22 protein-coding genes and 1 pseudogene are annotated in these 23,918 nt (G+C 48.9%); 15 read left to right on the top strand and 8 right to left on the bottom strand.

What is annotated here, in order from left to right:
* Positions 1-17: 17 nt before the first annotated feature.
* Positions 18-1,751 (top strand): carbon starvation CstA family protein, encoded by a 1,734-nt coding sequence (locus VSQ62_RS25630; protein WP_334637895.1) that lies wholly within the window; start codon positions 18-20, stop codon positions 1,749-1,751.
* Between the two features lie 79 nt (positions 1,752-1,830).
* On the opposite strand, the gene hydF is transcribed toward VSQ62_RS25630, so the two are convergent.
* The 5 genes and pseudogenes from hydF to VSQ62_RS25605 form a co-directional block, all read right to left on the bottom strand.
* Positions 1,831-3,054 carry a [FeFe] hydrogenase H-cluster maturation GTPase HydF gene (gene hydF / locus VSQ62_RS25625; protein ID WP_334637894.1) on the bottom strand — a complete coding sequence of 408 codons (1,224 nt, stop codon included), beginning with the start codon at positions 3,052-3,054 and terminating at the stop codon, positions 1,831-1,833.
* Positions 3,055-3,102: 48 nt separating this feature from the next.
* Positions 3,103-4,524: a [FeFe] hydrogenase H-cluster radical SAM maturase HydG gene (hydG, locus tag VSQ62_RS25620; RefSeq protein WP_334637893.1), complete on the bottom strand. Its 1,422-nt coding sequence runs from the start codon at positions 4,522-4,524 to the stop codon at positions 3,103-3,105.
* A 135-nt stretch (positions 4,525-4,659) separates the two neighbouring features.
* Complete coding sequence (gene hydE, locus VSQ62_RS25615; protein WP_334637892.1) at positions 4,660-5,736, bottom strand: [FeFe] hydrogenase H-cluster radical SAM maturase HydE; 1,077 nt, start codon at positions 5,734-5,736, stop codon at positions 4,660-4,662.
* A 442-nt stretch (positions 5,737-6,178) separates the two neighbouring features.
* Positions 6,179-6,745, bottom strand: a complete 567-nt coding sequence (locus tag VSQ62_RS25610; protein ID WP_334637891.1) for a Uma2 family endonuclease — start codon at positions 6,743-6,745, stop codon at positions 6,179-6,181.
* Positions 6,746-6,916: 171 nt separating this feature from the next.
* Positions 6,917-7,169, bottom strand: a pseudogene (locus VSQ62_RS25605) (AAA family ATPase); the annotation flags it as partial.
* A 164-nt stretch (positions 7,170-7,333) separates the two neighbouring features.
* Here VSQ62_RS25605 and VSQ62_RS25600 point away from each other — a divergent pair.
* The 3 genes from VSQ62_RS25600 to VSQ62_RS25590 are packed head-to-tail and all read left to right on the top strand — an operon-like array spanning position 7,334 to position 10,571.
* Positions 7,334-9,043, top strand: a complete 1,710-nt coding sequence (locus VSQ62_RS25600; protein WP_334637889.1) for an AAA family ATPase — start codon at positions 7,334-7,336, stop codon at positions 9,041-9,043.
* A gap of 48 nt (positions 9,044-9,091) precedes the next feature.
* Entirely contained in the window at positions 9,092-9,580 is a 489-nt protein-coding gene (locus VSQ62_RS25595) for a DNA-deoxyinosine glycosylase (protein WP_502957876.1), read from the top strand.
* Positions 9,581-9,626: 46 nt separating this feature from the next.
* Complete coding sequence (locus VSQ62_RS25590; protein WP_334637885.1) at positions 9,627-10,571, top strand: AEC family transporter; 945 nt, start codon at positions 9,627-9,629, stop codon at positions 10,569-10,571.
* An 81-nt stretch (positions 10,572-10,652) separates the two neighbouring features.
* Here the strand turns inward: VSQ62_RS25590 and VSQ62_RS25585 are convergent, their stop codons facing one another.
* On the bottom strand, positions 10,653-11,522 hold the full coding sequence (locus tag VSQ62_RS25585) for a metallophosphoesterase family protein (protein ID WP_334637883.1): 870 nt from the start codon (positions 11,520-11,522) through the stop codon (positions 10,653-10,655).
* Complete coding sequence (locus tag VSQ62_RS25580; protein WP_334637882.1) at positions 11,512-12,465, bottom strand: DUF4474 domain-containing protein; 954 nt, start codon at positions 12,463-12,465, stop codon at positions 11,512-11,514. Before VSQ62_RS25580 ends, VSQ62_RS25585 begins: the two co-directional genes overlap by 11 nt.
* A 174-nt stretch (positions 12,466-12,639) precedes the next feature.
* On the opposite strand from VSQ62_RS25580, the gene sdaAB reads away from it, so the two are divergent.
* Genes sdaAB through VSQ62_RS25565 form a run of 3 tightly spaced genes read left to right on the top strand, consistent with a single transcriptional unit; the run spans position 12,640 to position 14,809 of the window.
* Positions 12,640-13,302 carry an L-serine ammonia-lyase, iron-sulfur-dependent subunit beta gene (gene sdaAB, locus VSQ62_RS25575; protein WP_334637880.1) on the top strand — a complete coding sequence of 221 codons (663 nt, stop codon included), beginning with the start codon at positions 12,640-12,642 and terminating at the stop codon, positions 13,300-13,302.
* Positions 13,303-13,349: 47 nt separating this feature from the next.
* Entirely contained in the window at positions 13,350-14,219 is an 870-nt protein-coding gene (gene sdaAA, locus VSQ62_RS25570) for an L-serine ammonia-lyase, iron-sulfur-dependent, subunit alpha (RefSeq protein WP_334637878.1), read from the top strand.
* A gap of 29 nt (positions 14,220-14,248) precedes the next feature.
* The gene (locus VSQ62_RS25565) at positions 14,249-14,809 is read left to right on the top strand and encodes a chorismate mutase (protein WP_334637876.1); all 561 of its coding nucleotides are present in this window, start codon (positions 14,249-14,251) and stop codon (positions 14,807-14,809) included.
* A gap of 13 nt (positions 14,810-14,822) precedes the next feature.
* Here VSQ62_RS25565 and VSQ62_RS25560 read toward each other — a convergent pair whose 3' ends face one another.
* Entirely contained in the window at positions 14,823-15,863 is a 1,041-nt protein-coding gene (locus VSQ62_RS25560) for a LacI family DNA-binding transcriptional regulator (protein ID WP_334637875.1), read from the bottom strand.
* Between the two features lie 272 nt (positions 15,864-16,135).
* On the opposite strand from VSQ62_RS25560, the gene VSQ62_RS25555 reads away from it, so the two are divergent.
* The 8 genes from VSQ62_RS25555 (at position 16,136) to VSQ62_RS25520 (ending at position 23,846) form a co-directional block, all read left to right on the top strand.
* Positions 16,136-17,512 (top strand): ABC transporter substrate-binding protein, encoded by a 1,377-nt coding sequence (locus tag VSQ62_RS25555; RefSeq protein WP_334637874.1) that lies wholly within the window; start codon positions 16,136-16,138, stop codon positions 17,510-17,512.
* A 12-nt stretch (positions 17,513-17,524) separates the two neighbouring features.
* Positions 17,525-18,397, top strand: a complete 873-nt coding sequence (locus tag VSQ62_RS25550) for a carbohydrate ABC transporter permease (RefSeq protein WP_334637873.1) — start codon at positions 17,525-17,527, stop codon at positions 18,395-18,397.
* Positions 18,397-19,257 carry a carbohydrate ABC transporter permease gene (locus tag VSQ62_RS25545; protein ID WP_334637872.1) on the top strand — a complete coding sequence of 287 codons (861 nt, stop codon included), beginning with the start codon at positions 18,397-18,399 and terminating at the stop codon, positions 19,255-19,257. Before VSQ62_RS25550 ends, VSQ62_RS25545 begins: the two co-directional genes overlap by 1 nt.
* A 204-nt stretch (positions 19,258-19,461) precedes the next feature.
* A complete protein-coding gene (locus tag VSQ62_RS25540; protein WP_334637871.1) occupies positions 19,462-20,154 on the top strand; it encodes a FadR/GntR family transcriptional regulator in 693 nt (230 codons plus the stop codon).
* 124 nt (positions 20,155-20,278) lie between these two features.
* Positions 20,279-21,193 carry a polysaccharide deacetylase family protein gene (locus tag VSQ62_RS25535; RefSeq protein WP_334637870.1) on the top strand — a complete coding sequence of 305 codons (915 nt, stop codon included), beginning with the start codon at positions 20,279-20,281 and terminating at the stop codon, positions 21,191-21,193.
* A gap of 3 nt (positions 21,194-21,196) precedes the next feature.
* On the top strand, positions 21,197-22,039 hold the full coding sequence (locus tag VSQ62_RS25530; protein ID WP_334637869.1) for a polysaccharide deacetylase family protein: 843 nt from the start codon (positions 21,197-21,199) through the stop codon (positions 22,037-22,039).
* A gap of 42 nt (positions 22,040-22,081) precedes the next feature.
* Complete coding sequence (locus VSQ62_RS25525; RefSeq protein ID WP_334637868.1) at positions 22,082-23,623, top strand: alanine/glycine:cation symporter family protein; 1,542 nt, start codon at positions 22,082-22,084, stop codon at positions 23,621-23,623.
* 61 nt (positions 23,624-23,684) lie between these two features.
* Positions 23,685-23,846 carry a hypothetical protein gene (locus VSQ62_RS25520; RefSeq protein WP_334637867.1) on the top strand — a complete coding sequence of 54 codons (162 nt, stop codon included), beginning with the start codon at positions 23,685-23,687 and terminating at the stop codon, positions 23,844-23,846.
* The last annotated feature ends 72 nt before the right edge of the window (positions 23,847-23,918 follow it).

Genomic DNA, 23,918 nt, shown 5'->3' with positions numbered 1-23,918 from the left:
CTAAGGAGGAATGACGTATGAATGGTGTATTAGTATTAATTGCGGGCATTGCAATCCTTATCATTGCATATCTTACATATGGCAAATGGCTTGCAAAGCAGTGGGGGATCGACCCGTCCAGGGAGACGCCGTCCCATACGGAGGAGGACGGCATAGATTATGTCCCGGCGAAGGCTCCGGTGCTGATGGGACACCACTTCTCATCGATCGCAGGTGCGGGACCGATAAACGGACCGATCCAGGCGGCGGTATTCGGATGGGTTCCGGTATTTTTGTGGGTATTGATCGGCGGCATTTTCTTTGGTGCGGTGCATGATTTCGGCGCGCTATTTGCGTCCATCCGCAACAAGGGACAGTCGATCGGCGAAGTGATTGCCAGTACCATGGGTTCGAAGGCGAAGAAGCTCTTCATTATCTTCTCTTATCTGACATTGATCCTGGTAGTGGCGGCATTTGGTTCGATCGTAGCAAATACATTTATGGCGACCTATACGGAAAGCGGTGCGGTGGATTATGCGGCAAGTGCGGCAAATGCTACGACAGCGATGATTTCTATTCTGTTTATCATCATAGCAATCGCTTTTGGTTTTCTGGTATATCGGCGGAATGCCGGGCTTGCGGTTTCTACTGTGATCGGAGTTGCGGCGATCGTGGTCTGTATGGTGATCGGCTTAAACTGGCATCCGCTGTATCTGAGCAATACGGCATGGATGATCATCGTAGGAATCTATATCCTTGCTGCGTCGGTAGCGCCAGTATGGATCCTGCTGCAGCCAAGAGATTATCTTAGTTCATTTTTGCTGTATTTTATGATGATCGTAGCCGTAGTAGGGATCATTGGCTGCGGCTTCACAGGCGGCGCACATATGGATATTCCGGCGTTTGCAGGATTTAAAGATACGCTGGCGCCTACAGGGGCTTCTCTTGGATATATGTTCCCGGCATTATTTGTGACGATAGCCTGCGGAGCGATCTCAGGATTTCACTCACTGGTCGGATCCGGTACGACAGCGAAGCAGTTGAATAATGAGAAAGATGCACAGCCGATCGCATACGGCGGTATGCTGATCGAGTGTGCACTGGCTATCATTTCCCTGTGTGCAGTAGGGTATATCTGGGCAAATTATGCATCTGGAGAGACGGTGACGCCTACGGTTGTATTTGCGACCGGTATCTCGAAGATGCTTGGCACGATTACGGGGCTTGCGGGAACGGAAGAGATCGCGTATACGCTGCTCGTGCTTACTGTGTCGGTCTTCTGCCTGACGTCCCTGGACACGGCGACTCGTCTGGCAAGATATATGTTCCAGGAATTCTGGCTGGAGCCCGGTGAGACCTATAAGGATGTGGCAGGATATAAGAAGGTGATGGCCAATCCATTTGTGGCAACACTGATCACGGTGGTTCTTGGTATCGGGCTTGGACTTACGGGCTATGCCAATATCTGGCCGTTGTTCGGTGCGGCGAACCAGCTCCTTGCAGCGCTGGGTCTCTTAGCGGTGGCGACCTGGCTTGGGAAGGCAGGAAAGAATAATAAGATGTTCCTGTTCCCGATGGCATTCATGCTTATCGTCACGATCACCTCTCTTGGATTCACGCTGAAGACGAATTTCGCTGGAATCCAGGCAGGAGGGGACGGCGTGACCTGGTGCTGTGTGCGTGCGGTTATCGCGGCGTTTCTGATCATACTGGCGGTGATCCTGGCAGTAGACGGAGTGAAGACCATGACAAAACAGAAGAAAGAATCATAATGAAATGAGGGAGCAGCCGGATGATGCCGGTGCTCCCTTTTTCAGACTTCCTGCAGCGATCCAAAAGATCCGCTGAAGCTTAATCAAGATTAGAAAATACAGCAATACTTCGGTCCAGAATCCCTTTCATATAAGCAATCGCCGTACCGTAGTTTGTCATCGGTACATCGGCATCTGCAGCGCATTTCAGGCGATACTTCATCTCGCGCTCATTCAGGGTACATCCTCCGCAATGTATAATGAGGCGGTATTTGCCAAGCTCCAGAGGGAATTCCGTCCCGCTGGTGAATTCAAAATTAACGTCTTTCCCAGTATATTTTCGAATCCAGTTCGGAAGCTTCACGGTGCCGATATCATCGCACTGCCTGTGGTGGGTGCACCCTTCCGAGATCAGTATGGTATCACCGTCTTCCAGCCGATCCAGATTTCTGGCGCCGTTTACGACTGAGTCAAGATTCCCCTTATATCTAGCGAACAGAATAGAAAATGAGGTCAGAGGAATCGTGTCCGGCACCTCGCAGGCAACCTGTTCAAAAGCCTGACTGTCGGTGATGACAAGGGCCGGTCTCTGGCCAAGAGAAGCCAGAGTATGTGAAAGCTCCGTATCCCTTGTGACGATGGAGACCGCCCCCGCATCCAGAATATCCCTGATGGTCTGTTGCTGAGGCAGGATCAGACGGCCCTTGGGCGCTGCTTTATCGATCGGAACGACCAGAATTACAAAATCAGAAGGCTTGATCAGATCACCGACAATCCTGCGTCCGGTATCACCGGAAGGAATCAGAGTGGCGATCTGTTCTTTTAGCTCGTGGATATTGGTCTGGGTCACGGCGCTGACCCACAGGACAGGGGCCGTTGTATGGTCTGCCGTAGGATCTTCTGCTTCTATATCTTTGGCGGTATGGGCAGCCAGGTCTGCCTTATTCATAACGATGATATAGGGGATGGATTTTCCTTTGATCCGTTCCAGAATGGAAATGTCCTCCGCTGTCATACCAACCGTCCCGTCCACTACAAGAACCGCGATATCGGTCTTATTTAATACCTGATATGCCTTCTGGACTCTGAGGGCGCCGAGATCCCCTTCATCATCCAGACCGGGTGTATCGATCATAACCACCGGGCCGAGGGGAAGGAGTTCCATAGCTTTTAAGACCGGATCGGTGGTAGTGCCTCTGATATCGGAGACGATGGCAAGCTCCTGACCGGTTAAAGCATTGATAATACTGGACTTCCCGGCATTGCGCCTGCCGAAGATGCCGATGTGCAGGCGCTCGGCAGAGGGGGTGCTATTCAAACTCATGGTATAGAGTCTCCTTTCATTTTATCCAGGATATTTTCTAATGTTGTATCAGAACCGGAAATCTCTCCGATTATTTTCCCGTATCAATTTCAGATTATCAAGCACAACCGATCTTGCCTTCTCATTCGGTACATTCAGCACTTCCCGATCGATCAGCTTATCGCCGATTGCCTTCGTGGCGGGAGACGCATAGTCCATCAGATATTCTTCCAGAGTCATCAGTGCATTCGGATGGCAGCAGTTCTGAATCTGGCCGCTCTTGCACAGAGACATAAAACGGTCTCCTGTCCGTCCTTCCCTGTAACATGCGGTACAGAAGCTTGGAAGGTAGTCCATCTCCATCAGCCAGCGGACAACCTCGTCCAAAGTCCGGTTGTCAATGACGTCGAACTGTTCAGACTTCGCATCCTCCGGCTCTGGTTCACAGTATCCGCCCACACTGGTCTTAGAGCCGCCGCTGATCTGGGAAATGCCGAGATGAAGGACGCGCTCTCTCGTCTTCTGGCTCTCTCGTGTGGAAATGATCATGCCGGTGTAAGGCACCGCGATTCGGATACATGCCACGATCTTGGCGAAGGTATCGTCGTCGATTCCGTTGGTAAATGAGCTTGCATCGATATCGTCAGCATTGCGCAGGCGCGGTACGCTGATGGTGTGCGGTCCTACTCCGAAAGCGGCTTCCAGATGTTCAGCGTGCATCAGAAGTCCGGCAAATTCGTAGCGGTATTTGTCCAGACCGAAGAGGACGCCAACGCCGACATCATCGATCCCGCCTTCCATAGCGCGGTCCATAGCGGTAGTGTGATAATCATAATCATGCTTTGGGCCGGTCGGATGGAGTTCAAGATAGCTTTCTTTGTGATAAGTCTCCTGGAACAGGATGTAAGTGCCGATTCCTGCTTCTTTTAACAGACGGTAATTATCTACCGTAGTTGCGGCAATGTTGATATTTACCCGGCGGATTGCTCCGTTCTTATGCTTAATGCCGTAGATAGTATTGATACAGTCCAGATAGTAGTCCATGGTATTATTTACCGGGTCTTCGCCGGCTTCTAAGGCAAGGCGTTTATGCCCCATATCCTGCAGGGCGATCACTTCTCTTCGGATCTCTTCCTGAGTCAGCTTCTTTCTGGCAATATGTTTGTTCTTCATATGGTAAGGGCAGTAGGTACACCCGTTGATACAGTAGTTGGACAGATACAGCGGTGCAAAGAGCACAATGCGGTTGCCGTAGAAATCCTTCTTGATCTGCTCGGCAAGACGGAAGATCTTCTGGTTCATTTCATCGTCCTCACAGGCGAGAAGGACGGATGCCTCCCGGTGGGATAAGCCTTTTCGAAGCGCCGCTTTCTCGATCAGAGATTCGATGAGCGCGGTATTATTCTTGTTCTCGTCTGCATAGGCAAGTGTGTCAAGAATCTCCTCGTGGTTGATAAAGTCTTCCGGATGTTTTGAGTTTACGTCGTACATAATTGATTCCTCCTAAAGTTTATATGATAATTTTCAATCCATTTGAAAGTGATTGCCAAGTTAAAAGCCATTTACCGAGGGAGTGCGTTTTGCACATCAGGGATGAGGCGGATATCAGGGAATGGACAGCGCAGATTACAGATTCAGAGAATCTCCCCGTGCAGTGACCACATGATATCCGATGGATTCCATACGTTCTTCCAGATGTTTTCTGCACTCGGCAGCCTCGTCTCCGGTACAGATCTTGTTGTCGTACAGCAGATAGTCCTTGCGGACACCGGCAGGCGACAGATTGGGCATGACGACATTAGCACCGGCAAGAATCCCAAGCTCACGCCCTTTGGGATGTATGGTTCCAAGGGCCGTGGTTGCCGGCAGCAGGACCTTCGGCAGCATAAGCCTTAAAAGCCCCAGCATGAACAGAGTCAGTTCCAGTGAGCCGGATTCCCAGGATGCAAACGGCGTGTCATGGTGTGAGATAAACGGGCCGATGCCGACCATCTGAGGATTCAATTCTTTGATAAACAGCATATCCTCTGCCAGGTGTTCCGGCGTCTGGCAAGGAGATCCGACCATGAATCCGGTTCCCACCTGATAGCCGATCTCCTTAAGGTTCCACAGGCATTCCTGTCTGGCGGATGCGGTAAGAGAGGGCGGATGGAGGTGGGAATAATGCTCTGGATTATGTGTCTCATGCCGCAGAAGATATCGGTCGGCTCCGGCGTCGAAGAACCGCCGATAGCTGTCGAAGGACTTCTCTCCAATGGAAAGCGTGACGGCACAATCTGGGTAGAGACCTTTGATGTGTGTGATCAGGCGGACCATTTTCTCATCCGTATAATACGCATCCTCTCCGCCCTGCAGTACGAAGGTTCGGAAGCCCAATTCATATCCGGTCTTGCAGCAGGAGAGGATATCTTCTTCCGAGAGCCGATAGCGTCTGGCGCGGGAATTGCTCCTGCGGATGCCGCAGTAGAGACAGTCGTTTTTGCAGTAATTGGTGAATTCGATCAGTCCGCGGATATAGACGCCGTGTCCGTAATGGCGTTGCTGCTCTATCCTTGCCAGTGTGAAGAGATACTCTGCGAGATCAGGGGTGCGTCCGGTGATCAGGCGGATCCATTCGTCTTTCGTCAGTTGCCTGGTGTCAGTTAATTTGTCAATAAGATGCTTCAAATTATCTGGCATCGTAAAGTTGTCAGTGCTTCTCATATATCACCTCATGTCTTTGTTATTCCCGCGAGCAACGAGCCAAGCGGGCATGCTTGCATGCACATTTGGCGACTGCCGCGAGGGTCAAATACCCCGCTGCTCTGCAGCGCTACAAATTTGATGCCCCGTTGCTTGCAGCGGGGTATTTGACTGATCGAAGGTTGATCATTCATCAGTGTTATCAGGATAAAAAAAGACCTGACACGTACAGGCGTCAGGTTCGAAAAGGGTAGAATATCCCTATATTTGATCATTCATAAATCGGAATCTGTGCGCCTTCTCACGCAGGTGTCACCCTTTGTGATTAGTACGGTTGTTGCTGCACATATTAGTGTGCTTCCTTATTATAATACGCAGAGAGAAAATATACAATGAAAGTTTATTTTTTCACATTAATGCACATTTACACATTTACATCTGTACATATGCCTTTTCTTTGTGGCTAAATGTTCAGCAAATCAGCAATATCTGAAAAGTTGATAAGCAAATCATCAAAAATGTTGACTTTGATAACAGAGTCAAAAGGATATTGAACGCTTACGATATTGTTCTCAAAGTAGTTCACAGTAATAACTTTTCTTCTGGGGTCAACAATCCAATATTCGCGGACTTCGTAATTCTTGTAATAGTAGAGCTTGCGGATATAGTCATCGGAAGGGTTGGCGGGAGAAACGATTTCAATGATGAAATCTGGCGCTCCATTACACCTTTTTTCATCCAGCTTATTCTTATCACAGACAACCATTATATCAGGCTGAACGATTATCAGAGGGCTATCAGATAACTTTACATCGAATGGAGCGCTGAATATACTGCAAGGCCCTTTTTTACGGAGTATATAGTTATTTATAACGGTAGAAAGCTGCATAGAAATTGACTGATGTATTTGTGAAGGACTGGCCATATCATAGACAATTCCATCGAAGACTTCCATTCTTTTTTCATCTGGAAGAGCCTCGTACTGTTCCAGTGTGATTACTTCCGGCTGAGGCTGTAATGCTGGCGGCATAATATACACTTCCTTTCTTGGATACTTTATAGTATGTGTTCTTAATGGAAAATGTTTTATAGACCCGTTTTCAGCTTTTTGTATGATAACCGTTATACCACATCTGCAGTCCGGTCAGAGTGATATGGGGAGTGCTGGTCAGGGACTGATACCTGGCAAAGAGCATATTGGCCTCTTCTTCTGTGAAACCGAAGTATTCACTGAATCTCTCTTCGGAAGCCATAGTGTATTCATAGAACATGTTTAATTCGGAGCCGCTGGAATATTTGGCAATCGGAAGTATGCCAGTCATATATGCAAGTTCTACATAAGGTTGATCTTTTAACAGATTGCTCAGGAAATCAATGTAGTTGGCCTTGTCTTTTTCCGTCACAAAATCTCTGTGAAAAATAAAAACCCATTCGTCTAATACAAAGATAAATTTTGTTTTACTCCTGTTGGTCTTTGCCCTTTATTTATTATATTTATGATGGAGAATAATATCAAGAGTTATTATGGAATTTTGATTTATTCATAGCCGGCAAAGAATTTCACATTGAATCTATAGTCCAAAGTTGTTATACTGTCCACAAGGAGGATATTGGCGGGATGATGAAGAAGCTACCGATAGGGATTGAATATTTTAAGGACTTCAAGAGAGATAATTTCTACTATATCGATAAGACAGGTTTTATCTGTGACCTCGTGAATACAAGAGGAAGTGTCAACCTATTCACAAGGCCCCGGCGGTTTGGGAAGAGCCTGAATATGGATATGCTGAAGAGCTTTTTCGAGATTGGAATGGATCCGGCGCTTTTTGACGGTCTGGAGGTTTCGAAGGAGACTGAGATCTGTGAGCGGTATATGGGGCAATATCCGGTTATCTCTATCAGCCTTAAGGATGTTGAAGGTATAGATTTTCGGACTGCATACGATATGCTGGGAAGTATAATTGGTGAAGAGGCAAGGAGGTTGGATTTTCTTCTGACGAGTGACAGGCTGACACAGATTGATAAGAATAAGCTGAATGGTCTGATGGAGGAAAATTTTGAGAAAGCAGTCAATCTTCATAGGAGTTTGAGATTACTAACAGAATTGCTTTTCAAGCATTATAGGATTCCGGTCATCGTCCTGATCGACGAATATGACGTACCCTTGGATAAAGCATATCAAGACGGCTTTTATTCCGAGATGGTGAGGTTGGTCCGATCTATATTCAGTCAGGCATTTAAGACGAATCCTAATCTCTATTTTGCTGTTATCACAGGATGTTTGAGGATTGCGAAAGAGAGTATTTTTACAGGATTGAATAATTTTAAAGTCAGAACAATATCCGATATGGAGTTTGCAGAATACTTTGGCTTTACAGATTGCGAAGTGAGAGATATGCTTTCTTATTATGGAATTGAGAAGTCTTTTGATGAGATAAAGGAATGGTATGATGGATATCATTTTGGAGAAGAGGATATGTATTGTCCATGGGATGTGATCAACCAGTGTGACAAGCTTCGGGTATGGTCGGATGCTCCGATGGAGGCGCATTGGGCGAACAGCAGCAGTAACGCGATCGTACAGGACATTCTTGCAGACGCGACAGAAACAACGAAACGTCAGATGGAAGCTCTGATCTCTGGCGAATCTGTGGACAAGGTTCTGGTTTCGGAGTTGACTTATACGGATCTTGACAGTGAAGATCAGGAGGAGCGGCAGACTTATCTCTGGAGCGTTCTTTTTGCGACAGGATATTTGACGGATGCATATAAGCCAGAGAACGGAGTTCATAAGCTTGTGATTCCCAATAAAGAAGTAAAGGGAATCTATGAGAAAAAGATTCGCTTCTGGTTTAAGACGAGGATTATGAGTGATACATCCAGATGGAAGCAATTCTGCGAGGCTGTAAAATCAGGAGAGTATAAGGAAGTCCAACGGTTATTTAATGAATTTATGGCTGTATCAATTAGTATCAGAGACACGTATGCAAGAAAAGAAATGAAAGAAAACTTTTTCCATGGCATGTTGCTTGGATTATTGCGTGCAGAAGGAAGCTGGAGCGTTATATCGAATGCGGAATCAGGCAATGGTTACACAGATATATGCCTGGAAGTGCCGGCGGCGAAGATCGGATGTGTATTTGAAATTAAGTATGCGGAGAATGGGGCGTATGATCGGGCATGTAATGCTGCAATGGAACAGATTGAAGCCAACGGATATGCTGATATTCTGAAGCAGGATGGGATGCAGACTATTCACAAGTATGGAATTGCATGTTATAAGAAAATCTGCAAGATTTTTTACGGCTCGGAGACAAATATATTTTAAAATATAGACAGTTTATTCTGATCAATTACGAGGAGATCAATAGGGATGATGAAGGTTACACATGATTTTGCCCCTGTCTTTAACGAGGAATCGCGCATCCTGATGCTTGGAACCATGCCGTCCCCTAAGTCGCGGGAGACAGGCTTCTACTACGGCCATCCGCGCAACCGTTTCTGGAAGGTAGTGTCGGATGTGTGCGGGGAGAAGCTTCCGGTTGCACGGGAGGACAAGATTGCGTTTGCGCTTCGCAATAAGATCGCGGTGTGGGACGTGCTGGCGGGATGTGAGATCGAAGGTGCGGACGACAGCAGTATCCGCAATCCGGTGCCGAATGATATGAGCCGGATATTGGAATATGCGGATATTCAAGCGATCTTCACGACCGGAACTAAGGCGGCGCAGTTATACAAGAGGTACTGCTATCCGAAGACGGGGATGGAGGCGTATGCGCTGCCGTCCACAAGTCCGGCGAACTGCCGGATGACCTATGAGGAGCTTTACCGGGCATATTCTGGAATCTGTAAGTATTTAGTATAAATATCTGCCGGAATCGTGAAGAGAAACGGAAAGGAATGTATGACATATGGAAAATCTAATATTCAGCCTGAACGCGACGGTTCCAATATTCTTGATGATGGTTCTTGGATATGTGCTGCATGAGATCGGATGGATGGACGACGAATTTGCATCGAAGATGAATCGGTTCGTGTTCCGGGTGCCGTTGCCGGTCCTTCTGTTCGGGGATCTGGCGGCGGTAGATTTTGCCCGGGTGTGGAATATGAAGTTTGTATCGTTCTGCTTCGGAGTGACGGTGATCAGCATAGCAGTGTCGGCGGGCATATCATTTCTGTGGAAGGACAGATCTATTCAGGGTGAATTCATTCAGGCGTCTTACCGGAGCAGTGCGGCGATTCTTGGGATTGCGTTTATCCAGAATATCTACGGGACGGCGGGGATGGCGCCGCTTATGATCATAGGGAGTGTTCCGCTGTATAATGTGATGGCGGTGCTTGTCCTGTCGCTTTTCAAGCCGGGGCAGAGGGGCCTTGACCGGGATGTGATGAAGACGACGCTTTGGGGAATCGTGACGAATCCGATCATCCTTGGGATCGCGGCGGGGCTTTTGTGGTCGTCGCTTCGTCTCCCCATGCCGCAGATCATGGGGAAGATGATATCGAGCGTCGGAGGAGTGACGACCCCGATGGGATTGATGGCGATGGGTGCGGTATTCGATCTTCGCAGAGCATTTGCCAAAGTGAAGCCTGCGGTTACTGCGGCATTTATCAAGCTGATCGGGTTCTGTGCGGTATTTCTCCCGGCTGCGGTAAGGCTGGGGTTCCGGGAGGAAGAGCTGGTGGCGATCCTGGTTATGCTTGGTTCGGCCACCACGGTTACGTGTTTCGTGATGGCGAAGAATATGGGGCATGAAGGTGTGCTGTCTTCCAGTGTCGTGATGCTGACAACCTTATTCAGTGCATTTACATTGACCGGGTGGCTCTATCTGTTGAGAAGCATGGGGCTGATATGATAGTCTTAGCTGCAAGTCTATGCGCTCTGTCAGGAATCTTAGCTGCAAGTCCATATGCTCTCTGGAAGACTTGACAGCTCTTTACCTCAGATAGAACGGTCCGGCCAACACCTCGCGCGCCACATAGAGGGTCCGGTCCGGATGTGTTCCAAGCGTCCATTTGACCAGCGATAGCTTAAGCTGTTCAAGTTCCATGCAGGTAATGCACCGGGGATGCACGCAGCTTCCGGTGTTGCAGTAGGAGACGGATTCGTCCAGCATCGGACGGTGTGTATGTCCGGTGATCAGGATGCAGTCGTTCTTCCCGGCCCATTCGGTCAGGGTACGTTCCACCTTCTTTTTTTTCGTGTTATTCTTCGCGGCGCTGGTAGGATCCAGGAAACCAGTAGCTTCCAAAGGTTTCCAGATATATCGGACCAGGAAACGGGACGTGCGCCACAGGACGCTGTTGAAGAAGTCGGCCTGGTGGCCATGGGTCAGGTAAACGTCCCTGCCCCAGTCTGTATTCTTGAGGATTGCCCCGGAATAGAAGATGATACCGGGGAACAGTTCTCGTTCCTGGCTGGTGCTGCAGAGGTAGGAAGAGCAGGAGCGATGGACGAAAGCTTTCTTACGTTTGACGATATCGTGATTCCCGTACAGCATGATCAGCCGGTCTTCTTGATAGAAACGTGACAGCAGCCAGAAGGTATTGTTATGGATTCCTTTTATCGCTTCAAATGAGCGGTTCTCCCACAGTTCGTCGCCGTCGCCAAGCTCGATATAGGTAAAACCGCGGTTATAATAGTGCTGCAGAGCCGCGAAGTACAGGTTTTGGTTTTTCAGAAAATTATCGTTATTGGTGCCGCAGCCTCTGTGGCAATCGCTGAACAGGACATAGCGGGAGGAGCGGCAGAGGGGAAATGTGGGAGCATGTGCGAAGGCGGCGTTTAACCGGCTGTCAGCAGACATGTCTGCGTCCTCTCCCAGATTTCTTGCGGCGGAGGTGTCTGCCTTGCCGGAACTTAAGACGGCGTGTCCGGCGGGACGAACGAATGTGCAGCATATGGCGGAACGCAAACGGCAGATACTCATACAGATACAGTAATTTATCCAACGTCAGGCAGAAATGTTTGGTAACATGGCAGTACAGCCTGAGGAATATCCGGTTCTTCCATTGGGAATAAGCGGCACGGACGGGGCGTTTTTTCCGGGGCTGTCTGGTGTGCGGCACAGTGAGGTTGAAAGAAACCTCCTGACGGTGGATGCAGATCTCTTCAGGCGTATAATTGCGGCCGATCAGGCCTTTCACGAATGCGACCTGCATTTCTGTTGAAGGGAAGGTGATGGAGACTCTTAAGAAGAGATCGCCGGGTTCGCTGTATTCGCCCATACGGAATCCGGTCAGCCACCAATGACGCTTAGCAATCCTGTATAGGGGAGTATCCCCGCGGTACAGAGTATATTCGAAGAACGGCAGATCTTCGTCCGGTACAGTGTGGAACAGCGTGGAATGTCTCTGGTTCCTTGGGACAAGAGAGTCAGCACGGTAGATCCCAATCTCGGCTCCGATATTGATACCGTATTGTCCCTTCCATAATTCAATGAGCCAGGTACAGCCTTCGTAATCAAAGTAAATGGTTTCACAGTCGAGCACCATGCCAAAGGCAGCGGCATGGCGGTCGTAGAACCAGCAGTAGCCTAAGTCTCTCTGCCAGGCATCTTCGCAGGAGGTAAAGATGTCCTGTGACAAAAGATATTCGAAGCCGAAAGGATGCGTAAGTTCATTTAATTTCTTAAGCTTCTCGGGGATAGGCATACAGCAGATTTTCCGGGTGATGCATTTCCTGCGCCATATCATCAGAAAGGAGCAGATGATGAGCAGAAACAGGATACAAGGTAGAATCATATACATAATAATCGTCCCTCTGTCATATTTATAGTAGTTACTGCATTGTATGCGGAGGGACGGCGGATGGATATAAAAAATAATAAAAAGTTATGTTTTGAAGATTGTCAACAATTGATGCTGCAAGTATAATAGAAGAAGATACATGTCAAACTATGAAGAAGAAAGAGGAAGAGAAGAATGGGAAGTATATTTGACATTTTAGGACCTGTTATGGTAGGCCCTTCCAGTTCTCATACGGCGGGAGCGGCAAGGATCGGAATGATTGCCAGACAGCTTTTCGGAAGACAGCCGGAGAAGGCAGCCGTATATCTGCACGGATCATTTGCGGCGACGGGAAAAGGACACGGAACGGATAAGGCGCTGATCGCGGGGCTTCTGGGAATGAAACCGGACGATATGAGGATTCCGGACAGTTTCGAGATCGCAAAGGAAGAGGGGATGGAATTCACCATTGAGCCAAAGGAGATCAAGGAAGCGCATCCGAACACGGCGCAGATCATCATGGAAGCCGAAGGGGTGAATACCATGAAGATCCAGGCGTATTCCATCGGGGGCGGAAGGATCCGGGTCTGCAAGCTGGATGGGATTGATGTGAATTTCAGCGGAGAGAGTAATACTCTGATCATCCGTAATGTGGACGAGCCGGGAAGGATCAAGGAGGTAGCGGCGGCGCTCAGTGATGCACAGATCAATATTGCCACGATGCAGGTGTTCCGCGACAAGCGGGGCGGCTATGCGGTCATGGTGGTTGAGACGGATCAGATCGTGCCCAGAGAGGCCATGGAGGATTTGGAGAGCAAGAAGGGAATCATCAGAGTGAAGTTTCTGCTGGCTAATTAATTAGACTTCGTCAATAATGTAGAGAAGAGAGAAAGGATATAGAATATATGTCATATCAATCAATGGAAGAAGCACAGACAAGGTGCGAGAAGGAAGGAATCGAATTCTGGAAGGCGGTACAGCTTGAGGATGCGGATGAGCGCGGTGTGACGGAAGCGGATTCCTGGAAAGAGATGAAGCGCATGTGGCAGGCGATGCTGGACGGCCTGGACGCCTATGACCCGGAACTTATGTCCAGAAGCCGGATGGTGGGAAAAGAGGGAGGATTGGTCGATGCATACCGGGCGGCAGGCGATACCCTGTGCGGTGATTTTATGGCGAAGGTCATGAGCAATGCGCTTAAGATGGGATGTAACAATGCCTGCATGAAGAGGATCGTTGCGGCGCCGACGGCGGGAGCCTGCGGAGTGATGCCTGCGGTTCTTGTGACCTATTACAGAGAGTATGACGTCCCGGAAGAGAAGATGATCGAAGCGCTGTATGTTGCGGCGGGAATCGGGCAGATCATTGCGAACCGCGCATACCTTGCGGGCGCATCGGGCGGATGTCAGGCCGAGGTGGGTTCCGGTTCCGGGATGGCGGCGTCTGCCATCTGTCATGTTAAGGGCGGGAGTACGCCCCAGATCGGCCATGCCTGTGCGATGGCGCTTAAGAATCTGATGGGGCTGGTCTGTGATCCGGTGGGCGGTCTGGTAGAAGTTCCGTGTGTGAAGAGAAATGTTGGAGGAGCGTTCAACGCGATCGCGGCGGCAGATATGGCGTTGGCCGGGATAGAGAGTCAGATCCCTGTGGATCAGGTGATCGATGCGATGAAGGAAGTCGGAGATAAGATGGATGTAAGCCTGCGCGAGACCGGGATCGGCGGCGTGGCAGGAAGCCTGAGAGCGGCAGAGGTTGTTGCGCGGATGAATATGTAGAGCGCTATTCGATAAGGAGTATAAGAGATATGACTTTAGAGGAAATCCGTGTAGAGATTGATTCCATTGACAGTGCAATCAAGCCGTTATTTATCAGAAGGATGGAATGCGCAAAGCATGTGGCAGAGGTGAAGGCTGTCTTGGGCGGGGATGTGTATGTGCCGGAACGGGAGCGTGCGGTCATCGAACGGCGTTCTTCGGACGTGTACGCCGGGATCCGTGAGGAGTATGTAACATTCCTTAAGCATCTCATGAGTGTCTGCAGGAGATATGAATATGGTCTGTTAGGCAGTCTGCAGGAGCAGGTTATAGCAGATGCGCTTGATAAGGCGGGGCTTTCGGCAGATGCGGACCATGGAAATGTGGAGATCGGTTTTAGCTGCAGCTTAGAGAACAGCGATCTGAATCTTTTCGTGAATATGGCGAAGCTGAACCGGGTAGGAATCTGCGGGATGCAGTTGGAGATTAAGAATGGAAGACAGCAGATTACCATGAGTCTTGACGGCAATGTGAAGGAGGAAGGTATGAAGCGGCTGCTCTGCCAGATTGGGAAGGAAGCGGAAGAGTTCCGGATCATGGGACTGAGATAAGCCGGACGGGAGGCTACCTCTCGGTAGTCTCCCGTCTGAAAAGTATAGGTGGAATCACCTTATGGATCGGCGCCTCAAGCGGAATGGGGCGCCTCTTTTTGCGTTCATTCATCTGTTCCACCAAGAGACTGACCGCCTCAGAGGCAATCTTATCAACCTGCTGTCCGACCGTACTGATGGGAATGACTGCTTCCCGGGAGATCGGCGAATTGTCGAAGCCCACCAGAAGAAAATCATCAGGAAGCTTCCCGTGCCTTCTCACGAGCAGATTGACCAGGACGTTTGCGTGCGTATCGTTGGATACGAACAATCCTTTTTTAAGGCCCTGGTATTTCCCGGCAATATTTTCCAGAACATCTGACAGATAGCGCGAGGTGGATTCGTAAGTATCATCCATCTCCTTCAGGATCATCTCGTGCCGGATGCTGTGTTCTTTGCAGCAGTCAAGAAATCCTTCTATACGTCCGTAAGCAGGGATCTCGGAATGGACGGTTGCCTTAATGTAATTGATATGAATGATGACATCGCAGCGATGCCTGGCCAGAAGGCTGGCTGCCTGGTAGCCGCCCATGTAGTTGTCGGTATTCACACTGCATACATATCTGTCCTCGCGCTCAATCGTCACGATAGGGATTCCAAGCTCTGACAATTCTCTGGAAGGAATGGTATGGCTTAAGATAATCAGTCCTTCGATCTTGTAAGCGAGCAGTTCCTTTATATAGTTGCGCTCCGTTTCCTCCTGTCCGTTTCCGATAAAGACAAGGAATTTGTAGCCGAAGGTTTCGTACGTGGCAAGGATCTGGTCTAGCATCTCGGAATAATAGTGGAAGAACAGATTCGGGATGATAATGCCGATAAATTCGGTCTTCCCGTTGGCGAGAATACGTGCGACTTTATTTTCTTTATAATCGAGATCCACAAGAGCCTTCGCAATAATTTCCTGATTTTCAAGGGTCAGCGAATCCGGATTGTTGAAATACCGTGAGATCGTAGTCTTGGAGAAATGGGTGTACTTGGCGATATCGTTGAATGTAACATTCTTTTTGTGTCTCATAATGTCTGATATAACAATAACCTTTCTGGTATTTTTCAACCGTATCATAATACACTAGTATATCAAAAGCCAGTGAAACAGACAATCAATAATCGGTTAAGTAACCGGTTTTGTGGAAGATATACAATTTTAAAATATTGGATTTGGATGGAATTCACAAAGTTGATTTTGACAATTGACGGATGTATGTAATAATGATATTATACACATAAAATAACCGGTTACTTTACCGGTTATTCAAGGCAAATATTACAAAACAGGAGGAATGAGTCATGAGAAAGAAATTGGTGACAAAGGCAGTCCCGCCGGTGCTGGCGGCGGTACTGCTGACGACCATGCTGACGGGCTGCCGCTTTGGGTTCGCCAGCGATCCGGACGATCCCAACGAGGAGGAGAAGGAAGTGCCGATCGATACGTCGGTGGATACATTCGAGTACGATTCGTCCTTAAGCGGAACCAATATCACGCTTCTGAATTCCAAGGCTGAGATCCAGGTGGCATTGGAGAAGATGGGAGCCGAGTATGAGAAGAAATCCGGCGTCCATGTAGAAGTAATGCCGGTTACGGACGGCGATTCTCCGTATACGAAGGTGGTAAGCCTCTATAATTCCGGGACGCCTCCGACAGCGTCGATTCTGGACACGACGGACGTGATCGCACTTGCCGAAGAGAAGGCGGCGGATCTTACGGAGGAACCGTGGGTTGAGGAAGCGGAAGGATATATTACTGAGGTGAACGGCAAGGTATATAGTTTTCCGCTTTGTATCGAAGGAAGAGGCATCATTTACAACAAGGCGGTGATCGAGGAGATGCTTGGCGAGAGCTTTGACGCTGATTCCGTTACGACCCAGGCGGATTTCTTGAAGCTTCTTGACCGTCTGGTGGACGCAGGGATGGAGAAGCCGGTATCTATGGCGAAGGAAGACTGGTCGCTCGGCGCCCATCAGCTTCAGTATATCTATGAGACATACGAGGGAACCAGCGAAGGAGCGCAGGAAGTGATCGAGAAGATCAAAGCGGGTAAGCTTGACCTTGCATCCTATGACAGGCTGTCAGAGTTCCTTGATACATTCGACATATTGAAGAAATACAACGTGGCGAAGGGAGATCCTCTCGGGGCGGACTACGATGAGATGGCGATCGACCTGGCGGACGGTAAGACTGCATTCTGGTTCAACGGGAACTGGGCATGGCCGAACATCTCAGAGGCCGGCGCCGAAGAAGAGGATGAATATGGATTCCTGCCGTATTTCCTGAACGATGACGAGGATGATTTTGTGAATCAGCAGATCCAGGCGTCTCCGTCCAAGCAGGTGATGCTGGACGGGCAGATCGCGACAGAGAAGGAGCAGAAGGCTGCGAAGGAATTCTTGAACTGGATCGTGTTCAGCGAGATCGGACAGCAGATGCTTGTTAAGACCTGCAATATCATTCCGCCGTTTCAGAATAACCCATATGAACCAAGCGATCCGCTGAGCGCGGACATATACCAGAAGGTCCATGAAGGAAAGGCATTCAATGCATCCGCGATCGTGCCGAACGATCATTGGGCGGTATTAGGAGCGGCAATGCAGAAGTACCTTGTGGATAGAAGCGACAGGGAAGAGCTTACAGAGTCTATTCAGGAATACTGGGATGAGCAGGAATAGGAGGAGCGGAATATGAGATCAAAAAATAACGGGAAGGATTTCTGCATGTTTGCATTGCCAGGGATGTTTTGCTTCTTTGCAGTTGTCATTATACCCTTTGTATATGGTGTCTATCTGACACTTACAGACTGGAACGGTGTATCGAAGGTTAAGAATTTTATCGGCCTTAAGAATTTCGGCGGTGTGATGCAGGACGGGCAATTCTGGACGTCGCTGCTCCTTACCTTCAAGTATGTGATCTTCGTGGTATTGATCGTAAATGTACTTGCGTTTGGCATTGCCTATCTTCTTACAAGAGGGATCAAGGGACAGAATTTCTTCCGTGCAGGCTTCTTTACACCGAACCTGATCGGCGGTATCGTGCTTGGATATATCTGGCAGTTTGTATTTTCCAGAGTGTTTGTAAATATCGGAGAGAGTACGGGCTGGAAGCTGTTCGAGGTCTCCTGGCTGTCTGATCCGACCAATGCTTTTATCGCGCTGGTGGTCGTATCTGTGTGGCAGCTGTCCGGTTATATGATCCTGATTTATGTGGCGGGCTTCATGGGACTGAGCGAGGATGTGATGGAGGCGGCAAGCATCGACGGGGCGTCAGGCTTCGTCAAGCTTAAGAATATTATCATGCCGCTTATGATGTCTTCGATCACGATCTGCCTGTTCCTGACCCTGTCTCGTGCGTTCATGGTATATGATGTGAACCTGTCATTGACCGCGGGCGCGCCTTATGGAACAACGGAGATGGCGGCGATGCATGTGTATGAGAAGGCGTTCACGTCAAGGCAGTTCGGCGTAGGCCAGGCGGAGGCGCTGATCCTGTTTATCATCGTTGCGGTGATCAGCGGTCTTCAAGTTTACTTAACGAAGAAACAGGAGGTGGAAGCATAATGAAACAGACAACAGTCGGCGGTACGAAGAGAAAAGTGATGAATGCGCTTGCAATGGCGGGGCTGGTCATTATCTTCATAGCATATATGTTCCCGTTTATCATGGTAGTGATCAATTCTCTGAAGCAGAAGAGAGATATCATTAAGAGTCCGTTTTCATGGCTGTTCACTATAAAGGGACTGTCCTTTGATAATTTTGTTAAGGCATTTACACAGATGGATTTCATCAATGCTTTTAAGAATTCGCTGCTTGTGACCGTATCGGCAACGGTACTTGTGACGCTGTTTGCGGCAATGCTTGCATACTATATTGTTCGTCACAATAACGGGATCTCGAAGCTTACATTTGCCCTTATGGTAGCGTCCATGATCATTCCTTTCCAGGCGATCATGATCCCGCTTGTCAGTATCTACGGCGGAACGCTGAATATATTGAACCACAGGCTTACTTTGATATTTATGCATACCGGATTCTCGATGGCGATGTCTGTGTTCATGTTCCATGGGTTTATCAAAGGCAATGTGCCCATGGCGCTTGAGGAGGCCGCGTATATTGACGGCTGTACCCATTCCCAGACATTTTTTAAGATCGTGCTTCCGCTCTTGAAGCCGATCATATCCACGATGGTGATTCTGAATTCACTGGCATTCTGGAATGATTTCCTGCTTCCGTCTCTGGTGCTGACGGATAAGAAGCTACTGACTCTGCCGTTGTCTACCTATAGCTTCTACGGGACCTATTCGGCGGATTACGGAACCATTATGGCAGGACTTCTGCTGTGCGTCGTGCCGATCCTGATTCTGTATGTGGTACTCCAGAAGCAGATTATCGGAGGCGTGGTTGCCGGTGCGGTAAAATAAATACGATACAGACAAGGCTGTTATATAACAGCCTTTCTTTTTTTGGGGGAGGGATCGGTCATAGGATGGACTTGTAGGATGAGCAGTAAGAAGGTATAATGGTCATATAAAAATGTATGGGTGTACGGCTGTCAACGGCGGACAGTATGTGCTCAGCCATGTGGTGTACGGGCTGCAGATGAGAGATGGGACTGGAGATTGAAGATGGGGATTGGGAACAGGGCAGCGAGAACGCTGCTGTATGAAGAAGTGGTAAAAGACCTGTATCAGATGATCGATGACGAGCATCTAAAGCCCGGCGACAAGATGCCGCCGGAGCGGGAGCTGATGGAACAGCTTGATGTCAGCAGGAACGTGCTGAGGGAAGCCTTCCGCGTATTGGAGAGCAGAGGAGTCATTGTATCGCATCAGGGGAAGGGAAGGTTCTTAAGGAAGCAGTCGCAGCTAATTGGGAGTACAGACAGTCTCAGCAAGAATCTTGAGCGCTGTTCCATGATAGAGGCTTATGAGGTTCGGCAGCCTCTTGAAGTGAGAGGGGTGGAGCTGATCATCCGCAATGCTTCGGAAAGGGATATCGAAGACCTGGAGAATGCATACAGAGCGCTTGAAAAGCATTTTCAGGAGACGGGAAGGACAGAGGGAGAGTTCAAGCTGCACAAATTATACGCTGCGAAGACGGGCAGCGTGTTCATGACGCAGACGTTGGAAATCGTGTTAAACGCGATTTTCGATATGATGTACGGGAAATTTTCCGATATTTTGGAGAAGGTTTCCGGTGAAGAAGAGCTGGAGTCACACCGCCGGATCATTCAGGCGATCCGAGACAGGGACAAAGAGCGTGCCGGAAGGCTGATGTATGAACATCTTCAGGATTCGATCGATTGTCTGAAACAATAAGTTGAAAATGACAAAAGATATTGACGGATCAACGGGTGTAGTTTATAAATAACTTAGAGACTAAGTGACTAAGCATCTAAGTTATAAGAAAAGAGAATCAGACGTATGAGCAGAGAGGAGCGATATGATGGAGAGAGTAAAGTGGCCGGAAGGCAAGAGAAGCGCGGTCATGTTCAGTTTTGATCTGGACGGGGACGTTATCTGGCGGAACATGTCGGCGGACGAGCCGAACGCCGGGAAGCTGATACGCGCCCGTTCTATCGGGCAGTACGGGCCGAACCGCTGTGTGGATATGATACTTGACCTGCTGGACAAGTACAAGGTGAAGGCGACATTCTATGTACCGGGCTTCGTAGCAGAGCATAACCGGGAAGTGGTTCGCAGGATCGCGGATGCCGGGCATGAGATCGGGAATCATGGATATACCCATGAGCGGTTTGTGGAGAAGACGGTAGAAGAGCAGAGGGCGATTATCGGGAAAACCCAGCGGATCATCAAGGAGATTACGGGAAAGGAACCGGAAGGCTTCCGTACCCCGTCGGGAGACTGGCATGTGCGTACTCCGTATATCTTGTCGGAGATGGGATTCGCCTATTCCAGTTCCATGCGCGGTGATGACAAGCCGTATTATACGGTTCTTGACGGAGAGGAGTCAGACCTGGTTGAGATCCCTTCCAAATGGGAACTGGACGATTATGTGGCGCAGGCGTACAGCGTATATCCGGCGGAGCCGTCAGGCCTTGACCGGATCAGCTGTTACAGGAATGTGCAGGATAACGATATCCGTGAATTCAGGGGCTATTATGATATGGGGCTTTGTATCGTATTCCTGATGCATCCCCAGATATCGGGAGCGCCGGGAAGGATTCTTGTACTGGAAGAGGTTCTTAAGGAAATAACGTCGCATGAGGACGTATGGATAGCGACCGGCAGGGAGATCGCAAAATATTGGAAACAGGCATATCCAAGGAAGAATCAGCAGAGTCACAAACCGGGAAGCAGAAGGAATACGCCTGACGGCGGAGGAAAGGAGGCATAGAATATGTACGCAAAAGGTATGAAACTGCCGGAAGGCAAAAAGTGCGCGGCATTTATAACGGTGAATCTTTCGGCAGAGTTTTTCTGGCTCTCTCTGGATGAGAAGGCTGCAGATATGCCGAAGACCCTTTCTCTTGGGCAGTACGGGATGACCCACGGGCTTCCGAGACTTCTTGACCTGTTCGATGAATTTCAGATCAAGGCTGCGTTCTTCGTGCCGGGAAGGACGGCAGAAGTCTATCCGAAAGCGGTCAAAGAGGTAGTGGACAGAGGGCATGAGATCGCCTGCCACGGGTATGAGTATGAGAACTTTTCTCTTCTTAGCTATGGCGAGCAGAGAGAACGGATCGTCAAGGCGGCAAAGGCTATTGAAGAAGCATGCGGAAAGAAGCCGGAAGGGTTCCGTGCGCCGCTCGGAGACCTGATGCTTGAGACCCTTAATATTGCAAGAGAATGCGGGATGGTATATTCAAGCGATCTATTTGACGACGACAGACCGTATTTTATGAAGGTCAGCGAAGAGGGGGACGAGATACTTCAGATCCCGATGCAGTGGGCTAATTTTGATCTTCCGTATTTCGCTTTCAACTACAGGCCGGCGTTCCCGGCCGGACAGGGGCGTATCGCTAATTACAGCAATGTCCTCTCCAACTGGAAGGATGAATTCACAGGACACTATCATCACAACCTCTGCTATACCATGCAGTTAGATCCGCAGACGGCAGGAAGCCCGGGACGGACAGCGCTGATAAGGGAATTTCTGCAGTTTATGACAGGGCATGAGGACGTGTGGTTCGCAACAGGCAGAGAGATCTATGATCATTGCATGGAAAACAGAATGAGATAACGGTAAAGGAATGTAGAGTAAGAGGATAAGAGGAGATATAATATGCAGAAAATATTTGATATAGTAGACAGCTGGTTTATCGCAATGGCTCCGGTTACAGACTTTTTGTGGAGCTTCCCGACGAATCTTGAATGGTATTCGGGAATTCCTGTTATAGGCAATTTCCCGTTTGCCATTATATTGCTGGTTGGGATGGGAATCTTCTTCACATGGAAGACAAGAGGCGTTCAGTTCCGGTTTTTTAAGGCGGGAATGAAGAGCCTGACGAAGAAAAAGAAAGGCGACGTGGGTGTAAGCCCGTTGGCTTCGTTTCTGTTAAGTACGGCGATGCGCGTAGGACCCGGCAATCTGACGGGAGTAACGGGAGCCGTGGCAGTCGGCGGCCCGGGAGCTATATTCTGGATGTGGATATCCGCGTTATTCGGGATGGCGAGTTCATTCATCGAAGCTACGCTGTCGCAGATTTTCAAAGAAAAAGACGGGGACGAATATGTGGGAGGCCTTCCCTATTACGGGCAGAAGCTATTGGGGAATAAGAAAGGCGTAGGAGTCTTGTTAGCCGTGGCGTTTATCGCTTATGCGATGTCGAGTATTCCGATTCAGACCTTCCATGTATTTACAGCTACAGGAAAAGCGGTGGAGACATTGACCGGGGCTGAAACCAACAGAACTTCTCCGCTGTATTATGTAATTGCTGTGATTCTGATCGTGGGTATTGCCGGGGTAGTCTTCGGAGGGATAAAGAGAGTTACCGCTATCACAGATAAGATGGTTCCGGTAATGGCAGTGATCTACGGCGGAATCATTCTCATCCTGGTTATCCTTAACATCCAGTATTTTCCGTCGTTTATGCAGGCGATCGTTATCGGCGCGTTTAAACCGCAGGCAGTTTTTGGCGGAGGATTCGGCGTCGTGCTGTCCCAGGGTATTAAGAGAGGGCTGCTTTCGAATGAGGCCGGCCAGGGTACGATTACGATGTCGGCGGCAGTTGCGGAACAGGATCATCCTTGTTCACAGGGATTTATACAGGCGATCGGCGTTTTTCTGGATACGATCGTTATCTGTACGCTTACCGGATATGTGGTATGCGGGGCGCACCTTTGGGACAATGCAGCCTATGACTGGGAAGCCCTGAAGTCTTCTACTATTGATGTATTTCTTCAGTCTACCCAGGCTCTAGTGCCGGGAACGGCAGGCGATTCCATAGTAGCGTTTATCGTCTGTATCTGTTATGCGTTGTTTGCATTCACTACCTTACTGGGGCTTGTGTCTTTTGCGGTTATCGCCGGAACAAGGATTACGAAATCCGCAAAATGTACCAACCTGGTCCGCGCGCTCGGGTCTCTGATATTTGTTCCGATCGGTGTATTGTGCGTTCTCTCGGGACAGGAGTTAGATAATCTCTGGAATGTTACGGACTTTATCAATATTGCGCTTGTATTTGTGAATGCGCCGGTCATCCTCATTGGGGCGAAATATGTCTATGCGGCCTTGAAGGATTATAGCAGAACAGGCGGAGAACGGTTCGTTTCATCCGAAATAGGGGTGGAAAATGAGGTTTGGAGTAAATTTTCGATACATTAGAGGCAGATTATGTGTTAAAATATTCTTGTAAGAAATCGGCAGATCATAGGGAGGAATTATTATGACAGAAGAAATGATCAAAGAAATCAAGAATATTCAGCAGCGTTTGGTGAATAAAGAGATGGAAGGGGAAGACTGGGAGGAGAAGATGGAGATGATCCGGAAGCTGGAGGAAGTGAACACCTACCTTAAGGATGCGTTGGGGCGCGGGATCGAATTTTAAGTGATGTTGATATGGAGTGTTTCGATCAATAAGCCGGAAGATCAGGAGATCAGATGATCCGCTGAAGGACAG

Origin of the sequence: Sporofaciens sp. JLR.KK001 (genome assembly GCF_036941055.1) — a bacterium.
Lineage (GTDB): Bacteria > Bacillota > Clostridia > Lachnospirales > Lachnospiraceae > Sporofaciens.
The sequence above is the reverse complement of the archived record's forward strand: the minus strand, read 5'-3'. Positions and strand labels throughout refer to the sequence as shown.